Annotated in this window: 15 protein-coding genes and 1 pseudogene; 5 read left to right on the plus strand and 11 right to left on the minus strand. The window is 35.5% G+C overall.

The window, feature by feature from the left end; translation table 11 throughout:
• Positions 1 to 17 precede the first annotated feature (17 nt).
• The 3 genes and pseudogenes from OA86_RS15655 to OA86_RS06125 form a co-directional block, all read right to left on the minus strand.
• Positions 18 to 191, minus strand: coding sequence for an NmrA family NAD(P)-binding protein (locus OA86_RS15655; protein WP_143071370.1), 174 nt, complete (start codon positions 189 to 191; stop codon positions 18 to 20).
• A 275-nt stretch (positions 192 to 466) separates the two neighbouring features.
• Positions 467 to 1723 carry a hypothetical protein gene (locus tag OA86_RS06120; RefSeq protein WP_039350241.1) on the minus strand — a complete coding sequence of 419 codons (1257 nt, stop codon included), beginning with the start codon at positions 1721 to 1723 and terminating at the stop codon, positions 467 to 469.
• A gap of 118 nt (positions 1724 to 1841) precedes the next feature.
• A pseudogene (locus OA86_RS06125) lies at positions 1842 to 2203 on the minus strand (aminomethyltransferase beta-barrel domain-containing protein); the annotation flags it as partial.
• A 196-nt stretch (positions 2204 to 2399) separates the two neighbouring features.
• On the opposite strand from OA86_RS06125, the gene OA86_RS06130 reads away from it, so the two are divergent.
• Positions 2400 to 5591: a YCF48-related protein gene (locus OA86_RS06130; protein ID WP_169743942.1), complete on the plus strand. Its 3192-nt coding sequence runs from the start codon at positions 2400 to 2402 to the stop codon at positions 5589 to 5591.
• Between the two features lie 226 nt (positions 5592 to 5817).
• On the opposite strand, the gene mnmA is transcribed toward OA86_RS06130, so the two are convergent.
• The gene (mnmA, locus tag OA86_RS06135; protein ID WP_039350249.1) at positions 5818 to 7005 is read right to left on the minus strand and encodes a tRNA 2-thiouridine(34) synthase MnmA; all 1188 of its coding nucleotides are present in this window, start codon (positions 7003 to 7005) and stop codon (positions 5818 to 5820) included.
• A gap of 300 nt (positions 7006 to 7305) precedes the next feature.
• Here mnmA and OA86_RS06140 point away from each other — a divergent pair, with 300 nt between their 5' ends.
• Entirely contained in the window at positions 7306 to 7845 is a 540-nt protein-coding gene (locus tag OA86_RS06140; protein WP_039350256.1) for a hypothetical protein, read from the plus strand.
• A 193-nt stretch (positions 7846 to 8038) separates the two neighbouring features.
• Here the strand turns inward: OA86_RS06140 and OA86_RS06145 are convergent, their stop codons facing one another.
• Complete coding sequence (locus tag OA86_RS06145) at positions 8039 to 8680, minus strand: hypothetical protein (protein WP_039350258.1); 642 nt, start codon at positions 8678 to 8680, stop codon at positions 8039 to 8041.
• 111 nt (positions 8681 to 8791) lie between these two features.
• Positions 8792 to 11011, minus strand: coding sequence for a TonB-dependent receptor (locus OA86_RS06150; RefSeq protein ID WP_039350260.1), 2220 nt, complete (start codon positions 11009 to 11011; stop codon positions 8792 to 8794).
• Positions 11012 to 11164: 153 nt separating this feature from the next.
• Here OA86_RS06150 and OA86_RS06155 point away from each other — a divergent pair, with 153 nt between their 5' ends.
• Positions 11165 to 11668: a superoxide dismutase family protein gene (locus OA86_RS06155; protein WP_039350262.1), complete on the plus strand. Its 504-nt coding sequence runs from the start codon at positions 11165 to 11167 to the stop codon at positions 11666 to 11668.
• Positions 11669 to 11674: 6 nt separating this feature from the next.
• Here the strand turns inward: OA86_RS06155 and OA86_RS06160 are convergent, their stop codons facing one another.
• The 5 genes from OA86_RS06160 to OA86_RS06180 all read right to left on the minus strand — a co-directional run bounded on the left by OA86_RS06160 (position 11675) and on the right by OA86_RS06180 (position 18805).
• Complete coding sequence (locus OA86_RS06160; protein ID WP_375600433.1) at positions 11675 to 12967, minus strand: DUF6080 domain-containing protein; 1293 nt, start codon at positions 12965 to 12967, stop codon at positions 11675 to 11677.
• Between the two features lie 12 nt (positions 12968 to 12979).
• On the minus strand, positions 12980 to 14524 hold the full coding sequence (locus OA86_RS06165; protein WP_039350264.1) for a protein adenylyltransferase SelO: 1545 nt from the start codon (positions 14522 to 14524) through the stop codon (positions 12980 to 12982).
• A 75-nt stretch (positions 14525 to 14599) separates the two neighbouring features.
• Positions 14600 to 16978, minus strand: a complete 2379-nt coding sequence (locus OA86_RS06170; protein ID WP_039350266.1) for a penicillin-binding protein 1A — start codon at positions 16976 to 16978, stop codon at positions 14600 to 14602.
• A gap of 8 nt (positions 16979 to 16986) precedes the next feature.
• Positions 16987 to 17451, minus strand: coding sequence for a gliding motility lipoprotein GldH (locus OA86_RS06175; RefSeq protein ID WP_126340466.1), 465 nt, complete (start codon positions 17449 to 17451; stop codon positions 16987 to 16989).
• Positions 17444 to 18805, minus strand: a complete 1362-nt coding sequence (locus OA86_RS06180; protein WP_039350269.1) for a PSP1 domain-containing protein — start codon at positions 18803 to 18805, stop codon at positions 17444 to 17446. The genes OA86_RS06175 and OA86_RS06180 overlap by 8 nt, the downstream gene beginning before the upstream one ends.
• A 387-nt stretch (positions 18806 to 19192) precedes the next feature.
• On the opposite strand from OA86_RS06180, the gene OA86_RS06185 reads away from it, so the two are divergent.
• Positions 19193 to 20431 carry an OmpP1/FadL family transporter gene (locus OA86_RS06185; RefSeq protein ID WP_039350273.1) on the plus strand — a complete coding sequence of 413 codons (1239 nt, stop codon included), beginning with the start codon at positions 19193 to 19195 and terminating at the stop codon, positions 20429 to 20431.
• Positions 20432 to 20446: 15 nt separating this feature from the next.
• A complete protein-coding gene (locus tag OA86_RS06190; protein WP_039350275.1) occupies positions 20447 to 21937 on the plus strand; it encodes an SGNH/GDSL hydrolase family protein in 1491 nt (496 codons plus the stop codon).
• Positions 21938 to 21984: the final 47 nt, after the last annotated feature.

The following is a 21984-nucleotide window of genomic DNA, read 5'->3' on the forward strand; positions in this document are numbered from 1 at the left end:
TTTTTATTGATGACTTTTTAATTAATTGGAAAGCAGGTCGCGAATTTTTGTTCCAATTCAGCAATTTTCTCTTTGTTGCTGCTTGAACGGACGAGAACGCGAACTTCAACATCTTTTTTCAGTAATTCCTTGATGATTCTGCCACCACGATTTCCGGTTTCGCTGGCGATGATTATTGTTTTGTTGGGCATTGGGTTTTTGTTAAAGAGCAAGCCTGTTTTTGTAAATTTTATATACGGTAAAATTACAAATGGACTGTTATAAAATTAGATTAAAAATAAGTGGAGAAATAAAGTGACGCTATCATATCAGGTAATTTACGGATTGTTTGTGAAATTGGTAGTTCTTGTGAAGGAAAAATAGGAAAAAATCTTAAATGAAAATTTAATTTGAAGTTTTAACTACTTTTAATTCAAATAGAAAATCTCGAGAAATTTGAAATTTTGATAACGAGCTCATTATTATGCTAAATATTTGAATACCTTTTCTTTAATTTTAAAAGTCTAATATATTTATACCATAGTATACTTGAAATAATTAGAAGAAAGAGGGTAAATACGTATTCAATTATAGAAAAAGCAATGTCTAAATAGCCTTGTTGATCCGCAGAATTTTCTTTTGTTTTAATAATTTCAGATGCTGGTAGATTTTTATCAAAATATTTAATTCCTAACGAATCATTAAGCTTATAAAATTTTTTATTTTCTAATTTATTATCTGAAATTAATTTAATTAATTTTTTATCGGCTTCCTCTTTGACCTTGGTGTATGGATTATCAATTTTTTTAAATGTAAAACTAAAATTATCAATAAATTTTTTCAATAAAATTATTTCATTTTTATCAGAGCGATCCTTACGATATATTTCGGTTAAGCTATTAAACTCACGTTCATTTGCTTTTTCAATTTTATCTGTTTTATTTTTCAATTTTAGCCCAAATTGCTTTGCCAAGGTATCGATTTGAACTCTATTATTTTCTATATAAAATTCTGTTTTAAAATCAAAACTGCGGTATAAAATTGAATCTTTTTTTGAAATCTTAATTTTATTTGCGACTGGTTTAATTTCAAATTTAGTTTCTTCAATTTCTTTTGCAAATTTATATTTTGAATACGCTGAAACTGCAGCGATAAAAATGAAGAATAATGTTAGAAAACTGGCTGCTAATTTATAGAGAGATAAATCATTTTCTTTAAAATTGATACTGCTGGGAATAATATTATAAATTCTATGACCAACAGTTAATTTAGTGTTTTTTGAATCTAATAAGCCAGCAAATGAAATAAAGTCGTTAGATTTTAATAAACTTTTTTCGATGATTATTTTATTCTTATCAATAATAAATTTCGGTTGGAAATCCACACTAGTTTTAGTAATTTCAAAATGTTTCCAAACAGCTTTTATGTCTTTTGAATAAATTGTTAATTGCTTATCTATATCATCAGATTTAACATCATTATGACCTTTGAAAATTATTGTCCCATTAAAAAGAATTAAGTTTTCATTTATGTTGGAATTCTTATATTTAATTGATATTCCGTTAATCTTCTTTATTACATCATCATAAAGTTTAATGTTACTTCTTTCGATATAATAAAAAGAAGAGCGCCTTATGTAAAAAACAGCCCAAATAGATAAAAGTATGGGAAGGATATATTTAATAAACTGGAGCAAATCACCAAAAGTTATTTTACTAAATAAATTTAAAAGTATATCAATCATATATTATATTTTTACAATATTTTAAAAAAAACTGAAAAGTGCAACAATAATCAAAAATACCAAAAATTCCTCTTGAAAAATCAAAAGGAATTTATATTATTAATTAAAAATGAGAATTCTACGAAATCACGCCACTTCCCACCAACTCATCCTCCAGATACCAAGCAGCAAACTGTCCTTCTGCAATCGCAGATTGTGGGTTTTCAAACTCGATATAGAAACCTTCTTCAAATTGGTAAATCGTCGATTCTTCCAAAGTTTGTCGGTACCTGATTCTGGCTTTTACTTTCATCCATTCGCCATTTTGCAATCGCAGATCTTCACGAACCCAATGAACTTCTGAATTTTCTACTTTTAAAGCGCTTCTGAAAAGGCCCGGGAAATTTCTTCCTTCCCCAACAAAAACGATATTTCTTATTGATACTGTGGAAATCAAAAAACACCATCTACTTGTCCACCGAGTCTAAAGCCTTTGCGTTTAATTTCTAAATCCATGGTCGGTATAATCACAAAATTAAGTTACTAAAAATAAATCATTTACTGAATTTTGAAAGATGATGTATGATTTTCCAAAACACTATATTTGTCAAAAAAGAATATGAAACACTTCTATTTATTATTATTATTTTTTTGTACTAGTTGGTTATCGGCACAAGGTAGCGTCAATTGGCAACTTTTGAATCCCAAACCAAGCAAATCTAACGGTATCGATATCGTAATGTCTTCTCCAACTCAAATCATTTATATCACTGATAAAGAAATTATCAAAACGACAGATGGTGGGGAAATTTGGTCCATAAAAAAGCAAATTTCATCTGCTAAAGATCTAGATGTAAAAAATAATATCGGACTGGTCGTGGGTAGTTTCGGAAATATATTTTTATCTACAGATACTGGTGAAATTTGGAACAAACTAACCGTTAATAGTCAGGAAGATTTTATTTATTGCAAAATAAATTCGGATAATAATTTGTTGGCAGCGAGTTCTAAAAAACTTTATTTTTCTGCAGACGGTGGAGGTACCTGGAGTCAGAGAGCGATTCCTTTTGTTAATGTTAAGACGGTCTTATTTTTAGATGATCTCGCAGGATTTGTAGGAACAAATGATGGGAAAATTTACAAAACAATAGATGGCGGCGTAAACTGGGTTCTTAAAAGCAGTGTCAATGTTATTCCTTCAGATATTTTTACATTGTATTTCTTCAATGCTAGTATAGGATTTGCAGAACGCGGCCATGGGGAATTACTGAAGACTACTGATGCTGGAGACACATGGATTAAAACGTCGACTCTTGGCGACAAAATTTATGCTTTTTCTTTTGTGTCAGAAAATATTGGTTTTGCGGCAGGCGACAATGGGGTGATTTTTAAAACAGTAGATGGAGGCAACACGTGGACGGACAAGTTCTTTCAATATGGCAGAATCTACCAAACTTCAATGTTTGGTATTCATTTTATTTCGGAAAATGTAGGGTTTTCAGTTGGCCAAAGAGGTAGAATTATTAAAACGCAAAATTCAGGTGATGACTGGAACCAGTATGCTCCTTTTTACAACGATGTTAGTACAATAAATAAAGTTGATGGAGTTTTATTTGCAAAGGTTGGTCTCGATATTTACAAGTCGGTTAATGATGGGGGCGACTGGACAATCCTGAACAGACCGAATGAATTTCTGACACCGAATCCCTTTACAATTTTACAGTATTCCAGAAAAATCAAATTTATTACAAAAGATATTGGATATATCATTGGAGGAACTTATAATACAGATTCTCGACTATTTAAAACAATAGATGGCGGAACTACATGGACTGTGAAAAAGCAATTCAACGTTGCTGGTCTCAATGATTTAACTTTCGTCAACGAAAATGTTGGTTTTGTCTGCGGTGGACAGGGTACGATGACTAAGGGTATTTTTAAAACTATTGACGGAGGAACGACTTGGACGCAGTTAATTTCTGATCAATTATTTGGGAAGATCACAGCGATTAATGAGAACCTTGTTTTTGCCTCTACATACAGTAGTTTATACAAATCCACAGATGGTGGACTAACCTGGAATTTAATTTTAAATGACGATAATCAACAGATTAGTGATTTTAATTTTACTGATGAATCTAATGGTTATGTAATTGGTAATGGGTCTTTTAAATTAGAAAAAACTACAGATGGAGGAAGTAATTGGACTACCGTTGAAATTCCTAATCAATCGTACAATCTGGTTAGATTTAAAACTAAAAACATTGGGCTGATTGCAAATGAATATGGTGTAATTTACAGAACTTTTAATGCAGGAAGAAGTTGGGAAACAGACTCACAAAGTTATGCTGCATATGATCTCCTGTATTCCGGTGAAGAAATTTATCTTTCCGGTCAATATGGTAATATTTTTAAAGGATCATTTCAAAATATTCCAAATTATGTTATCAAAACAGATGAAGTAACAGAGTTTGGATCAAAAACTGCGAAATTTTCAGGAAGCGCTGCAAGCAATTTCTCGGTGATCACCGACTTAAAATTTATGTATAGTAAAGCGGCCAGTTTTACTAATTCAGTTATAGTTGATGTAAATAATCCAGTTGTTAATGCAAATGATTCAAATGGTCTTTTTGCAGACATCAACAATTTAGAACCAAACACGAAATATTATGTGCGCGTTACTGGTAAAGTAAATGGAAACACAGTCACAGGAAACACTATTAATTTTACGACCAAATCTTCCTATAATTTGGTGATTTATGATACTTATACTCCTTTAGCAACTAAGAAAAATTTATCCGGACAAGGAAGTGCAAATGGAAGTCAATTATCAAATATTAAATTTCAATATTCTACAGATAATGTCTCTTTTGATCAATCTTCAGATTCTGTTCCCGCAAGTATTGCGCAAGGCAGCAGCAATATAAATTTAAATTCATCTTTGCAAAATCTAGAACCAGCAACTACTTACTTCGCCCGTATCTGTGCAGATTATGAAAATGAAAAAGTTTATAGTAATGTAGTCACTTTTACTACAGCCAAAGAATATTCTTTAATATTAGATGAGGTTAACCTTAATTACAGTTCGATCCCTTTCTCTGCCTCAGTCTATGCAAATAACAAAGAGATTACCAACTTAGTTTTTGAGTATGGCACTTCAGAATATGATAACTTTATAGCAGCAAATCCTTCCCAGGTTCTTAGTGAGCAAGCTGATTTCGTTTCTGCTGAGGTATTAAAATCATCTTTAAACCCAGTCAAAAATTACAAAGTTCGTTTAAAAGGATTTACGAATGGAAAAACGGCATACAGTAATACAGTTCTGTTTAGAATTGATAAATCTTTGGTCTTTGCAAAAAATAAAAGTGAATATGTAACCGATAGCGAGGTTAAAATTACGGGTCTGATAAAGTCTTACAACTATAGTCCACTATCAGATATTTCGATAGAATATGGCAAAACAGTTGATTTGGGAACCTCAAAATTATGTACTCCTTCCTATAAAAACGGAACGTCAACATTCTCTGTTAGCGCGAACCTAAATCAATTAGAAAGTCAAACGCAATATTATTGTAGGTTTTCAGCGATGCAAGATGGAGTAAAATATTATTCAGACCTTTTTCAGTTTAATACTTCTCAATTAGCTGTTTCAAACCCGAACAGAATTAAATTTCAGTTGTTCCCAAATCCGGTAAATGATGAATTGTATTTCGAGGGTAGTGAGAAAATTGCTAAAATTGAAATTTATGACTTATCTGGTAAATTAGTAGTTGCTAAAGCAGCTCTAGATATTAGAAGTCTTAAGGTCGATAAATTGCTGAGAGGTACCTTTGTAATTAAAATTTACTCTGAAAGTGAAGTTTATACATCTAAATTTATAAAGAACTAATTTCACTTATCTTAAAAATTAAAGACTTTACGTAATTCACGTAAAGTCTTTTTTTATGTAAATGATTTGTTTAAAACAATTTTAATCTTTTACAAATACTACGAATGCGTTCTATAAAATTTTCTTTTTTGTACTTTTCACAAGAAAATAACATCTAAAATTTTTTCTTTTATATATCGATCTTGGTTGCGAAATGATAAAAAACTAGCCTGAGTAGCCAGCAATTTTACGAAATCACCCCACTTCCCACCAATTCATCTTCCAAATACCACGCAGCAAACTGTCCTTCTGCAATCGCAGATTGTGGGTTTTCAAACTCGATATAGAAACCTTCTTCAAATTGATAAAGTGTCGCTTCTTCCAACGTTTGTCGGTACCGGATTCTGGCTTTTACTTTCATCGATTCGCCATTTTGCAAACGCAGATCTTCACGAACCCAATGAACTTCTGAGTTTTCAATTTTCAAAGCGCTTCTGAAAAGTCCCGGGAAACTTCTTCCTTCCCCAACAAAAACGATATTTTTTTCGATATCTCTGGAAATCAAAAAGCAAGATTCTTTATGTCCGCCAATTCCCAAACCTTTACTTTGACCGACCGTAAAATAATGCGCACCCTGATGTTTGCCAATTACTTTTCCGTCCGATTTTTCGTAGTTGAGTTTCAGAGAAAGAAATTGCAATTCTTCTAATTTTGATGAAAACTCAGGTTTTTCTTGATGAAAACCGCTGAAATCTTTAAATATTTCTACAATTTCACCTTCTTTTGGTTCCAACTGTTGTTGCAGAAAAGTGGGTAAACTCACTTTTCCGATGAAACATAAGCCTTGCGAATCTTTTTTATCTGCAGTCACCAAACCCATTTCTCTCGCGATTTCCCGAACTTCAGGTTTCGTCAGTTCCCCAATCGGAAACAAAGATTTTGATAATTGATCCTGATTCAACTGACACAAAAAATACGACTGATCTTTATTGTTATCTGCTCCCGCCAAAAGATGAAAAATCTCTTTTCCATTCTCATCAAAAGTGGAGTTTACCTGTGCGTAATGTCCCGTTGCAACTTTCTCAGCACCAAGCGATAAGGCTGTTTTCATGAACACGTCAAACTTCACTTCACGGTTACACAGAACATCAGGATTTGGCGTTCGGCCTTTTTTATATTCCTCGAACATATAATCCACGATTTTCTCCTTATACAATTCGCTCATATCGATGACCTGATAAGGAATTCCGAGTTTTTGCGCCACCATCAAAGCGTCATTACTGTCCTCGATCCAGGGACATTCATCCTCCAAAGTGACCGACGCATCATTCCAGTTTCGCATAAAAAGCGCTACCACTTCATGACCTTGTTTCTGCAGTAAATACGCTGCAACACTGGAATCTACACCTCCAGAAAGTCCTACTACAATTTTCATATGTTCATTTTATAAAGCATTTCAAGGATGCTCTTTTGTGAGGCGCAAATTTACGATATTAAAAGCACTTTTTTAAGGAGCAACAAGAGTTTCGCTTCTTTCGAAAACCCAACCCGCTTTCCGTTCCAATCTTTTGTTTTTTATTCAAAAAACAAAAGGATTTCCACTCCAATCGGGGCTAGAAGATAGATTTTTTTCTCTTCCAAAATATTTTCATCGCAGAAAACCAGTTCGTTTTAGAATAATAGAAATTTTCGATTTCAAAAAAAGAACTATTTTTGAAAGTACAATCAAGCAATCATGAAAAAAATTCTTTTACTTTCCCTTATAGGATTCGGACTGCACTTCAATGCGCAGATCGCAACTTCGACACCCCTTGGAAATACCGAATCAAAATGGACTTTCGGTGGTTCTGCCGGTTTAGGCGGATCGTTTGGAAGTGGCGGCGGTGGAACTTCCATTTATCTTTCTCCCAGAGTTGGCTATAAACTGACGGAAGATTTGGAAACCGGTTTAGCGGCAAATTTCACCTGGTCAAATTCTGATTATTATTCGGCAACAACGATCGGCGTTGGACCTTTCGTTAACTACTACATTTCCAGAAGCTTCTTTCTAAGCGGTATGTTTCAGGAATATTTCTTTAACCAGAAAAACAAGTACGATAACTCAAAATATTCCGGGAACGAAGCCGCGCTTTATTTAGGTGGCGGTTATATGCAGAGAATTGGCGATCACACTTACATGCAGATTGGCGGAATGTATAATGTGTTGTACAAAAAAGACCAGTCGGTTTTTGGCAGCGGATTTATTCCAAGTGTTGGAGTCGTATTTGGACTTTAGATTCTTACTATTAAAAATTTACAAATATCATGTATTCGAAAAGGTTTCGACAAGCTCAACCTGACAAAGCAATGATGTTTAAATAATACAATTTCATACTGAGCCTGATGAAGTCTTCCCACTTCTAAACTGTTTACAAACAAAAAGATCTCCCGAATATCAGGAGATTTTTTATGAATTGTTGAGGTTTAGATTACGGTTTGCTCGCCAAAAAATACTCAGCTTCCCCTTTTCCCCAAGTAGGATCTAAAGTAGTTTTCGGTTTGTAAACTTTGAACTGATCCAAAGATTTTTGAAATAATTCGAGTCCTTTTGTTTTGCTTCCACCAAACTGTTCCGGCGTAAAATAAGTGTCTTCCGCTTGCAATAAAGAAATTCGTGGATTTTCAGGGTCTAATTTCGCCGCTTTGGAGAGCGCATCTGCCGCCAACATTCCTTCGCTCATAAATCTTGCCTGTGGATCGACCATCATTTTCATACTGTGGATCATTTTCTGTAAGATCATGTTCTCTGCGTTGTCTTTGCTTAATGCGGAAGCTTTGTCTAAATTAGTTTGTGCCTCTGCTGCGATGGCGTCTAACTCAGTAAGTTTACCCGTTCTCATTAATTTTCTGCCTTTCTCGATAGAAGAATGTGCCGCGTAATAATAAGGAAGCCACTGTGTTTTTTCTTTGTCCCCAATTCTGGCAAAATCGTTGGAAAGTGCAGTTAATTCTTCGGGAGTTTGAGCTTGCTCCATTTTGGTGATCTTTTCAGTCATTACTTTATCAAAGGCTGTTTGCGCGAAAGTGCTTACTGAAATTGCGAGAAGCGTAGTTAAAAATAATTTTTTCATTGTTTTAAATTTTTGAGTGTTTGTTCTGTTTTGATGAATCAAAGGTATTTTAAAAATTTCCCCGTTGAAATATTTTTTTTCTGAAAGGTTGATTTTGTTTTCTGACCCGTATTACAAATTATTATTGATGGCGTCTTCCGTTCTGTCAATACCGAAATTGATGAAGGCACCGATGAAAATAAAGGTATTGGTAGAAGGTAAAACAGGTCGGTTTCTTAATCCATCATTTGAAAATTGATAGCCGTAAATATTTTTTTGTCCCAGTACATTATTGATTCCTAAAACAAGAACGGTAAATGCTTTCGCATCTTTTTTACCCAAAAACGGTAAGTAATTCAAACTGAAATTTAAAGCGTTGTAATCTTTTAATGTTCCGTAATTGTTGAGGTGGTAGTCGCCGTTACTGTCTGTTTGAAAATTGTAATAAGGTCTTCCGGAAGTGTAGGTATAGGAAACATTAAATCCCGTTTTCCATGCGGTGACAAATTTTTTCGCAACGATTGATAGCGTATGTTTCGCTGCAAAACTCGGAAATAAACTTTGATCATAATTCTCGAAATTTCTTTTGGAATCCAGGAAAGAGTAGGAAACCCAGTAGTCGATGTCTTTTATTGATTTTTTATCGCGCCAGAAAACTTCGAGGCCTTTTGCATAACCATCGCCATTATTATTGATCGCAACCGGGCGGTAACCTAAAACTTTAGTTTTAATGAGATCATTGTAATTTTTATAGAAAGCTTCTAAGCGAAAACTTCTTCCTTCAGAAGATCTTTGAAGTTGAAGAATATAATGTTCTGCTTTTTGATAATTTAAAGAAGTAGCGCCAAAATATCTGTTTTCAGGGTTTTGATAAAAAATTCCATAGGCTAAAGAGCTTGTCCAGCCTTTTGCAATTCGGTAAGCCATTGCAAACCTTGGTGCGAGATTCCATTTTTCAAGAGCAGAAGAATATTCGGATCGTAAACCGAGTTTCGCTGAAAAGTTATTGCTGAATCCCAGATCTGTCTCTGCAAACACTGAAATTATTCCATCCTTAAACTGATAAGGATTTGGCGCAAGCGAAACGTCTGTTGTCTCGCGGGTCTGGTTGAATTCTATTCCGCCTCTTAACGCAGAAATTTTATTGATCTTTCTTTCGAGTATTGCTTTCGCATTGAAGTAATTGCCTTTGACATCAATCGTGTTTGGATTGATTTCTACATTTTGGTAGGTGTTGCTTAAATCGATCAGGTTGGAATTATACGTGTAAGATCCGCCTAAATTCAAAAGATATTCTCCAAACTTCTGTTTAAATGATAAGTTGTGAAAAGTATTTTGTCCCTTCAATCTGGTGTTGTCAAAATCGATGTTGGGTTCTAAACTTTCTGCCTGTAAACCTATTTTATTCGTGTCAAAACTACCGTAATATTTTAGAATTCCGCCGCCTTTATTTTTTATTCTGAAGTTAAAATTGGTGCCAAAACTCTCCGGTGCTTTGGTGAAATCATTATTAAATTTGATCAATTTCGTCATCAAAGCAATATTTGAATAACTCCCGGAAATCCCGAAAGATCGGGTTTTCTCTGAGTTTACATTTTGAAATCCGGCATTGACGAAAATTGGTGAAATCCCTAAATCGATAGAATTCCGCTCCGGAAAATCGATACTTTCCAGCGCTAAAACTGAAGATAATGCTTGTCCGTAAACTGCAGAATAACCACCACTTGAAAATACATTTCCTTTAAATAAAGAAGTATTTAAACGGTCCATGGATTTAATTCCCGGTACAGAGTTTCCGAAAAAATTATTGACCAGATTTCCATCCATAAAAAATTTCGTTTCTGTGCCAGTTCCGCCACGAACAAATAATCCTTCCGTTTCCCCGATTTTCTGAACGCCCGGAAGTGTTTCCAAGGCAGCCGTAACCTGTCCGTTGGCTCCTGCAGTGGTGTAAATATCAATTGGAGTTAAAAGCGCCGTCGCTCTTTTTCGATCACTCGCCTCAATAGAACCCGCCGTAATTACAACTGCATCAATTTCAGAGATCTGCTCTTTTAGATCAGAATTCACAACGATGGATTCATTCGCAAGGGTGACTGGTTTTTCAATTTCCACAAATTTTGTATTAGAAAAAACGAGGATGTGATTTCCTTTTTCTGAAGTTTGAAAAGAATAATTTCCATTGGCATCGGTTGTAGAACCGTCATAAGTATCTTTCAATGTCACAGAAATATCTTTGACTCCTTTGTTTTTATAATTTACTTTTCCGGAAACGGTAATTTGAGCGTTCAGAAAAAGACCCATTAAAAAAGAGAATAGAAGAAGCAGTTTAGAAATGATGAACGTTTGCATGGTTGTAATTTTTATACTGCAAATATATTACGGAATGGGATTCGCTGAAATTAATTTCTACTGAATCGTCAGAAAATCCTGCTGAATTGTTTTTAATTCAAAAAGAACAGAATTGGCGTACCTTTATCAATTAGTAACATCAAAAAATTTATTATGAAAATTACAACTTTATCAATGCTTATTGGCGGCGCGATTTTTACCGTTTCCTGCACCACTACAAAAAACTATAAAATTAATTCCAAAAGTGGCACAAATACCCAGGGAACTGCTGATTTCATACAGAAAGGCAAGAACGTGAAAATGGATCTGAATGTCTATAAATTGACTCCCGGAATTCATGCCGTACATATTCATGAAAAAGGAGATTGTTCTGCGACAGACGGAAGTTCGGCAGGTGGACACTGGAATCCTTCGAAAAATGATCATGGGAAATGGGGTTCTGAACATTTTCACATGGGCGACATCGGAAATTTAGTTGCAGGCAAAGACGGTACTGCAAGATTGATCTTCAATACTGACAAATGGTGCATCGGATGTAAAGATGAAAGCAAAAATATTATTGGAAAAACGATCATTATTCATGCAGGTCAAGACGACTTTCATACGCAGCCAACAGGAAACGCAGGTGGAAGAGTAGGCTGTGTAGAAATCAAATAATTCTGCTTAAATGTAATATTTTTCTAAAAAAAGGAAAAATTCCTGCATTCTGAAAATATTATTGAGTGCTAAATAAAAGAGTAAAATTACTACTGTAGAAAATAGCAGGGAAAGTATTTTCGGATTATTTTTATAAGAATAAAACAACCACCCGATCATGAGCGGGAAGACGAAAACAAAGTGACCGCCGTAAATGTAGGAGGTGTGTAGTCCAAATTTTAAGATGCAGTGAATGATGATATCTACGAAAAGGGAAATCATGAGAACCTGCACCAATTTATTTTTAAAATTTTTAAAATAACTCCAGAATACGAGAAGAATTAAAACACTCACAAAAATATAAGGAATCCAGGAATGGTAAACTTCCATAAAAAGGGCTTTGTAATAGAAGCCTTTTGTGTTGTGATAATCTCTGATCTCGAAACTTGAAAACAGTACATTTCCACCGAAAAACCAGGAGGCGATCATATCCCAAAGTGGCGTTTTCTTCGCCGTGGAAAACTTTTCGTACTGCTGTTCAGATTTATTTAGAAAGTTGAGGTATTTGAAATCGATCCGGTACAAAAAAAGGAGAACAAAAACACAAACTGAAATTAAAACACGAATGACTGCATTCCCAAATTTTTTCCAGTTCTTAAAAATATTTTTTTCAAAAAGTAGGGGAATATAAATTTTAACAATATTCGTAATCGTTAAACCACCCACAGAAATTCCTGCTAAAGCCACTGCTACAGCGGGAATTTTTTCTTCCTTACGTAATTTTAAAGCTGCATAATAATTGAAAAGTACGAGGAAAAATAAAGTATAAGTATAAGTTTCCGGTGTGAAAGACAACAAAATATTCGTCGTAAATAAAGCAAAAAAGAGAAGAATTACCAACGAGATCTTCGTTGGTAAATCAATGATATTTTTTAAATATTTATAGATCTGAATGAGACTCAAACTCACGGCGAAATTGCTGCACCAAGCCAAAACCAAACGAAAAGTATCGTCTTTTTTTCCACCCGAAAATAAATAGGCAAACTCCCGGATCCAGTTAAAGAAATAGTTGGAAAGCGGATGTCTTTCAAAACCGCCGCCGGTCATGACGATTGCGCGGTTATCAAAACTAAAATACGCATCCCACGGAATTCTGTCATCAAAAATAATTCGATAGTTGAGTGCGATCGTCGTTCCCAAAATACCGTAAGCGGTTAGAAAAATTGCAAAGAGCAAGAATTCGAATTTCGTGGAGGGAAATACAGTCTTTATAAAATCGGTGAATTTTTGTTTGAAAACCAAGGTAGAAAATTTCGACAAAATTAAGAAAATTTAGGAACTGCAGGACAGCGTTGAGCAACCGGTTTGATCATTATAAATTGGCGGTCTTTTTTTTGAAAATTCCGGATAAATTTCTTCATAAGGATTTTCTAACGCGATGAGAATTTTATTGAAAAGATCTTTTTTGCCTTCATTTAATTCGTTGATGCATTCAAACAGAATATAATTCCGCAGAATAAATTTTGGATTATTTTTCTGCATTAAGGCTAAAGATTCTTCTCGAGAAATCATATTTTGTTCTAATCTTTCGCGATACGTTTTTATAAAATTTTCCAGGATTTTAAATTGGTCATCTGTGATTCGATGATAAAAAACTGTTTCAAAATGTGCTTTTAAATCTGAGTTTTCCTCTAAGGTTTCGAGTTGATTAAAGAAAAGCGTGTAATCTGCATTTAAGTCTTCCATGACTTTTTGAGCATCGGTAAAAAATGGACCGTCACTTTCTAAAACACTATCGAAACCAAATTTTTTCGCCATCATGACGTCATGTTTCGTCCAGAACAATTCTGTGAAATCATTTAGAATTTTTTCTAAGACTTTTTCGTCTTTAATTAAAGGAAATAAAGCATTTGCGAGTTGCCAAAGATTCCATTGCGCAATTTTGCCCTGATTTCCGAAAGCATATCTTCGACCTGGTAAATCGGTTGTATTTGGGGTAAAATTTAAGTCGTATTCATCGAGAAAAGAAAATGGGCCATAATCAATGGTCAAACCTAAAATGGACATATTATCAGTATTCATGACGCCATGAACAAAACCGACGCGATACCATTCCACCATTAAATCAGCGGTTTTTTCAGAAATGGTTTGAAATAAATCGGCGTATTTAGTTGGACTTTGAGAATCAATTTCTGGGAAATAATTCTCGATGGTAAAGTCGGTGAGTTTTTGTAAAGTGTCGATTTCTTTTTGGGCTGAAATCAGTTCGAAATGTCCGAAACGTAAAAAGCTTTCGGCTGTTCGAAGCATTACTGCGCCTTTTTCGTATTCGGGATTTCCGTCATACATCATATCCCGCATCACATTTTCGCCCGTAAGCGAAAGAGAAAGTGCTCTGGTTGTTGGAATTCCTAAATAATGCATTGCTTCACTCATCAGATATTCTCGAACGGAAGAACGCAAAACGGCTCTTCCATCTGCGTGCCGAGAATATGGAGTTGCACCTGCTCCTTTCCATTGAATTTCGTTTTTTTTGCCGTCTTTATTTTGAATTTCTCCCGCATATATCGCTCTACCGTCTCCTAATTGTCCTGCCCAGTTTCCGAACTGATGTCCCGCATAAGCGGTTGCGTAAGTTTTTATATATTCTGGAAGAGAAGCTGCGTTAAGAAAGGCAAGATCTTTTTCATTTTCAATTTTTCCCAAACCGATTTCTTGCGATAACTTTTCATTAAAGGTGATCAGTTCCGGCTTTTCAAAACCCATGATTTCAATAGTAGAAAAAAGAACTTTCGGCGTTTGACGCTGTCTCGCATTTCCAGAGAAATCACCGGGAAACTGGTCTAAAAAAGGCTGGGTAATTTTGTCCAAATTCATATTTCAAAGTTCGTGAAAAAAAACATCCTTCCAAAAGAATGGAAGGATGTTTTCGATTAATATTTTATATCGGAGTTACTTGTTAAAATCGATATCGTCTCCGGTATTAATGTTTTCATTTACGTTGTCTTCTTTGGTTCCAGACGATTTTTTCGGACCAGAAGGTTCTGCAACTTTAGGGTTTTTTAATTGGTCGAGGGTTTGTAATCCACCTTCATCTCCATATCCCCCTAATCCTTGCAAATCAGAGCAATTTCCTGTCCAGTTGGACGGTTTTACAAATTTATCATCTGGTGAAACACCGAGTTCCTTATCTGCCCAAACTTTTTTCATATAGATCGCCCAGATTGGGAGTGCCATTTTCGCACCTTGACCTTCACCCGTTCCAAAGAAATGGGTTGCACGATCTTCCCAGCCGACCCAAACTCCAGTGGCGAGATTCGGGGTCATTCCCATAAACCAACCGTCGGAATTATTTTGAGTGGTTCCTGTTTTAGCGGCGATTTCTGTTGTTTTCGGAACTCCTCTTCTGCTTAGCTCTCCGGAAGCTGTTCCGAACTGAGCAACGCCTTTCATCAAGTCGATCATCGTGTAAGCATACAATTCGTTCATGACTTCTTTCATGACGGGTTTTACCTCTTTGATGACTCGTCCGTTGGCGTCTTCAATACGCCAGATCATTTCCGGTTTTATATAATTTCCGTAGTTCGCAAAAGTACTGTACGCTCCGAGCATTTCAAAAATTGTAATATCGGAAGAACCAAGAGCAATCGCGTATTCGTTCGGCATTTCCTCTGTTACTCCCAAATCCCTCGCTGTTTGTATAACACTTTTTGGCGTTACCATTTCAATAAGACGAACGGCTACAGGGTTTTTTGACTGGGCAAGTGCGTCTCTTAAGGTTAACATTCCTCCTGAACCTTGTACAGACCAGCTTCCTTTGGTATAAGTCGCATTTGAAACTGTTGAACAAGGCGTCATTCCTAATTTCATAATTGCCGTTGCATATACGAAAGGTTTAAAGGTAGATCCTACCTGTCTTTTTCCCTGTTTGATATGATCGTACTGGAAATGTTGCCAGTTAATTCCCCCGACCCAAGCTTTTATTTCGCCAGTTCCAGGAACCATCGACATTAATCCAGCCTGTGCAATTTGCTTGTGATAACGGATAGAATCCCAAGGAGACATCTCAACTTCTTCTTCGCCGCCCCAAGTAAATCGGGAAGTTTTAATAGGCGTTTTAAAATCAAGCATGATAGAATCCTCTGAAACACCTGCGTTTTTCAGCTGTTTGTATCTTCCTGTTCTTTTCACCGCACTCATCATCACCGAGTTGATTTCCTTATCATTTAAATAATAGAAAGGTCTTTGTTTTCTACTTCTCTGTTCACCATCAAATCTTTTTTGAAGATCAGTTAAATGCTCTTTCATGGCTTCTTCGGCGTAACCCTGCATCTTTGAATCAAGGGTGACATAAATTTTGAGACCGTCTTTGAAAAGGTTTAAAGTTTTACCTGTTTTCTTTTCATAATCCTTTAAATAACCATCAATTTCTTTTCTTAAATAGAATTTGTAATAAGCAGAATAACCATCATCAATAGATTTTATGGGATGATAATCTAGCGCAATCGGAGTTGCTACAGCTTTATCATAATTTTGCTGATCTAAATAACCTGTTTTCAACATCTGCTCCAAAACGACATCTCTTCGTGTTTTTGCTCTCTGTTCGTTCCGCATCGGATTATTTTTCACCGGATTTTCCAGCATTGCGACAAACATTGCTGCTTCAGGAAGTGTTAACTGCGAAGTGCTTTTGTTGAAATAAACTCTGGAAGCCATTTCAATTCCGTTCGCATTATAAAGGAAATCGAATTTGTTGAAATAAAGCGTAATGATTTCTTCTTTGGTATATCTCTTTTCTAAACTTACTGCAACAACCCATTCTTTCAGTTTTTGGAAAACTGCCGTTGCTTTATTCTGAGATCTTGATCCCGTAAATAATAATTTGGCAAGCTGTTGAGTAATAGTAGAACCACCACCACGTTTTCCACCAAATGCTACTGCTCTTGCTACAGATTGCAGATCGATTCCTGAGTGTTCTTTGAAACGCTCATCTTCTTTGGCCTGTAAAGCGTAGATTAAATAAGGAGGTAACTGCTTGTAAGTGACAGGTTGTGTTTTTTCTTTTTCAAATTTCCCAAGCAGCTTTCCATCGGAAGAATAAATTTCGGAGGCTACATAAATATCAGGATTTTCAAGTTCCTTCACATCGGGCATGCTTCCGAAAAAACCTTGAGAAACACCGAAGAATATGGACGAAATTCCTAAAATCAAAATGATTAGACCGATCCAGACTAATCTGACCCACTTTTTCCAACCCGTGTTTTTTACTTTCTTGGGAGGAAGCGGAAACGTTTGCTTCGGTTTGCTTCCCGGATTTTGTTTGTTTTCCATAAATGAAATTACGGTTTTGCCGTTTCTATTTTTAGACCAATATCTTCAATTCCTTTCAATTGATCGGCTCTCATCGCCTGAATAATTCCGATGGAATAATTACCATTTTGAGGGAATTTATAATTCAATTTATATTGAAACAATGTTTCCTTGGTATCGCCAAATCCTTTACCAATCCACTCGCCATTTGGTTTTGCCAAAACATAATTTAAAGTATCAACACTTTTCAATTTTGTCTTTGCGTCCGAGAAATTCACGATAAAACGGATGTTGCTGTACGGATAATCATTATTGTTTCTTACAACAAATATAATATTTTTTGGATTTTGGGCATCGTTTACTTTAAAGTTAAATTTTTGCTCTACTTTCTTATCCCATTTGCCGTTGAGGTTCTTCATATCCACTTTTTCCGAGGAGTTATTGCAACTCATTAGAAATAGCAAAACGAAAAATACACTCCATATCTTATGCATTGTCATCACGTTTTGGCGGAAATTTCTTTTTAAATTTTTTCGGCTGTTGATTCTGAGGTTGGTCAGTCTGTGGCTTCTGATTCTGCGCAGGTTTATTTTGGTTCTGCTGATTCTGAGACGGTTTATTCTGATTTTCCTGATTTCTCTCAGAATTATTAGGCTTTTTCTCAGGCTGATTCGCAGCCGCTTTATTATCAGGATTTTGATTCGGTCTTTGACTGTTATTGTTCGGTTTTTTTCTGTTTGAATTTTTCCCCGAATTTTTATTTTTTCTTTCGAAACGGTCAATCGTGTTCTCCTGAATTAAATCTACAGATCTTACCGGAATGTCATGAACCTTAATATCCTCTAATGGCGAACTTTTCTCTCCATTTTTGTTTTGGGCGATCATTTTTTTAACATCCACAACGTCTAAATCGTACCAAGCCATAGAACGTTCCACGTAAGCAAACCACATTTTCTTTTTGAAAACGTCGATTTTAATACAGAACGCTTTACCATTTACGGTATCAATGGTTGAAGAAGAAGGTGGGAAATCACTCAAAGCATCCAAATAACTGTCGAGTTCGTAGTTTAAACAACATTTCAACTTTCCACACTGTCCTGCTAGTTTCTGAGGATTAATGCTTAATTGCTGATAACGCGCTGCATTCGTATTCACAGAACGGAAATCAGTCAACCAAGTTGAACAGCACAATTCTCTTCCACAAGAACCAATTCCACCAATTTTTGCGGCTTCCTGTCGGTAACCGATCTGTTTCATATCGATCTTTGTTCGGAAGGTTCCAGCGAATTCTTTGATTAACTGTCTGAAATCCACACGGGTATCAGACGTGTAGTAAAAGGTTACTTTTCCGCCATCACCTTGATATTCAACATCGGTAATTTTCATATCGATGTTTAAACCGTACGCAATTTTACGGGCCTGAATTTTTACAGGTTCTTCTTTTGTTCGAGATTCCTGCCAAACTTCAATATCTTTTTGATTGGCTAGTCGGTAAATTTTCAGAGGGTTATCTTCAGTGACGAATTTCTTCTTCATCTGAATTTTAACTAATTCTCCTGTAAGGCTTACTACACCTATATCGTGACCCGGACTTGATTCTACTGTGATGACGCTCCCCATGTGGAGCGGTAAATTGTTTACGTTCTTATAAAAAAATTTACGATCGTTCTTGAATCTTACTTCTACAAAATCTGTTTGAGACATTGCAGGATTATTGATATTGGAGAGCCAATCGAAAACGCTTAATTTATAGCTATTCCCGCAGGTATTTACACTTTCACATCCACTCCCCGATTTTGTTCCGCAGGAATGGCCAGAATCGCCGGATATTTTGCATCCACAACTCATATTTTTATATATCTAATTGTTGCAAATTTAGTATAAATTTATTTTGTTTAATTCAATGTAGAAATATTTTAAGCAATAGTTTTTCAAATTTCAATATAAAATATGTTTTCTTACGAAATTATTAAACAATTTGATATTATTATGCAAATCATACAATTTAAAATAGGGTAATTTTTTTGTTTTTACTGAGATTATTTAAATTAAACTAAAACTTTTCACTTTATTTTATAATATTTAAAATGCCTTTAAACACTGGTGTAATTGATGATTTTGCTATTGCTCAATATTAAACGGAGCACACGAATTGAAATTTGTTTAAAAAGAATTATGATTTGTTAACAATTGTTGAAAAAATAATTTTATATTTGGCACATTAATAATGATTATATGAAAAAAATTGTTGTAACAACAGCACTATTGGCAGGGGTTTTATCTTACGCAGGTGGCTTTCGGGTTTCTTTGCAAGGAGTAAAACAATTGGCAATGGCTCACACGAGCGCACATGCAGAAGATGCAAGTGTTACTTTCTTCAATCCGGCAGGAATGTCTTTCATTCCCGCTAAGTTAAGTGTAGCAGCCGGTGGTTTTGGCGCAAAATCGATCGTCACTTATCAGAATTTATCAACACTGCAATCTTACGAAACTAATAATCCGATTGGAACTCCGGTTTATGCTGCTGTAGCATATAAAATTATGGATAATATTTCTGTAGGTTTTAATTTCTCGACTCCATTTGGAAGTACGATCGAATGGCCAAATGACTGGGCTGGAAGAGAAATCGTACAAAGACTGGAGCTGAAAGCTTATTATTTCCAACCAATGGTTTCTTTCAAACTGGCGCCGTGGGTATCTCTTGGTGGTAGTTACATCTATGCAAGAGGAAGTGTAAACTGGGACAAAGCAGCGACTCAATTAGGTGGAACGCTTAATCTAAAAGATGAAAAAGCATCCGGAAGCGGTTTCGGATTAGGATTTTATTTCCGACCAAGTGAAAAATTGGACGTAAGTATCGCATACCGTTCTCCAATTGATATGGAAGCAAAAAATGGAGTAGTAAGTTTTAATATCTCTCCTGCATTATATCCTGCTTTAGGTCTTGATGCTGCCGGTAAAGATTCTTTCAAAGCAACATTACCTTTGGTTGATGAGTATACGATTGGGGTAACTTATAAAGTAACGCCGAAGTGGTTAGTTTCCGGAGATTTCAACTACAGTGGATGGGATCGTTATAACAGTCTAACTTTAGATTTTGCTAATGCACCAATTGGAAATCAGCCCACTGATCCTACGGTTTTAGTAAGTCCAAAGAATTTCCAAAGTACACAAACATGGAGAGTTGGAACTCAATACCAGGTGAGCGATATGATTGCTGCCCGTGCCGGATATTATTATGATGAGTCGCCTTATTCTGACGAAAACTTCCAGGCTGAAACGCCATCTTTTGATTCCAACGTCATTACAGCAGGTTTAGGATTTAAATTTGCTAAAGGATTCGGAGTTGATGTTGCAGGTGCACTTGCGCTTCCAAAAAGCAGAGACGTGAAAAACGCTTATAACAACTTCTATGGCCAGGCGAAAGCGAAAGCATATTACTTTGGTTTAGGCTTATCTTACAACGCATTTTAAGATTTAAATTTAATTATGAAAAAAATATTAATTTCAACAATCGCTGTTTCAGCATTGTTATTTACAGTAAGCTGTAAAACAGACTTTGATACCGATGTAAGTAGCATCGTAGTTACAAAAGGAGATGCTGATTTTACAAAATTTGTGTCGCTTGGTAACTCGTTAACATCTGGTTATAGAGATGGAGCTTTATATATTGACGGGCAAAATGAATCTTTCCCATCAATGATGGCTAAACAAATGGCATTAGCTGGAGGAGGAGCTTTCAAACAACCTTTAATGGGTGATAATTTAGGCGGAATAAAAGCGGTAGGATTTCTTGACAAACTTGAATTGAAAGTTGTTAACGGATCTTTAGCACCAGTTAGAAACGAGGACCCAACAAAAATAATGGGAACTACGACGCTGGCAAATATATTTAGTTCTGGTCCTTACCAAAATATGGGAGTTCCAGGTGCGAAATCTTTCCATTTAGGTGTTGCAGGTTATGGTAATGCTGCTTATTTACCAAATGCTAATCCTTACTTTATCAGATTTGCTTCTAGCACAACAGCTTCAGTAATCGGGGATGCTGTAGCTCAGGCGCCAACATTCTTCTCTCTTTGGATTGGAAATAACGATGTTCTTTCTTATGCGACAAGTGGTGGATTAGGAGTGGATCAAACAGGCAACACGAATCCAGCATCTTATGGCGGAAACGATATTTCAGATCCAGGTTTGGTTGCAACAGTGATTAATGGTTACGTAACTGCTTTAACTGCAGGTGGGGCAAAAGGGGTAATTGCAAATATTCCTAATGTAACTTCAATCCCTTACTTTACAAGAGTTCCCTATAACCCAATTCCTCTTAATTCGACTGCAGCAGCAGACCTCAATACAAATTTCGCTATGTTAAATTCTGCATTGGTAGGTCTGGGTCAACCAGCAAGATTTGCTACATTGACAGCAGCATCTAACAATCCTGTGTTAATTATCGATAAAAGTTTAGTTAATATCGCTGCATATCTTCCTGCAGCTTTTGCAATGTATGGTCAAGCAAGGCATGCAACAGCAGGAGATTTAGTATTATTAACTGCATCTTCTGTTATCGGTAAAGATCCTCTTACAGGATTACCACCGCAGCCAAATTCTCAAACAATTACTGGAGTAACCATTCCTTTGGCGGATCAGTATGTATTAACAAAAACAGAAACTGCAAAAGTATTAACAGCAACTGCAGCGTATAATACGGCTATTAAAGCGATTGCTGATGCAAAAGGGTTAGCTTTTGTTGATGCAAATGCTAAAATGGTACAACTTTCTTCCATGTCAGGAATTCAATATGACGGCGTAAAGTATACTGCTACATTTGTAACAGGAGGAACTTTCTCTCTTGATGGAGTTCATCTTACGGGAAGAGGTTATGCTTTAATAGCTAACGAATTTCTAAGAGTGATTAATCAAAAGTATAAATCAACATTACCGATGGTAGATATTAATTCTTATAGTGGAGTTAAGTTTCCATAATTAAGATTGAAAATAATCATATTTTAAAACCACTTGAGATTCCTCGA

The organism is Kaistella jeonii, assembly GCF_000812865.1.
GTDB classification, from domain to species: Bacteria; Bacteroidota; Bacteroidia; order Flavobacteriales; family Weeksellaceae; genus Kaistella; species Kaistella jeonii.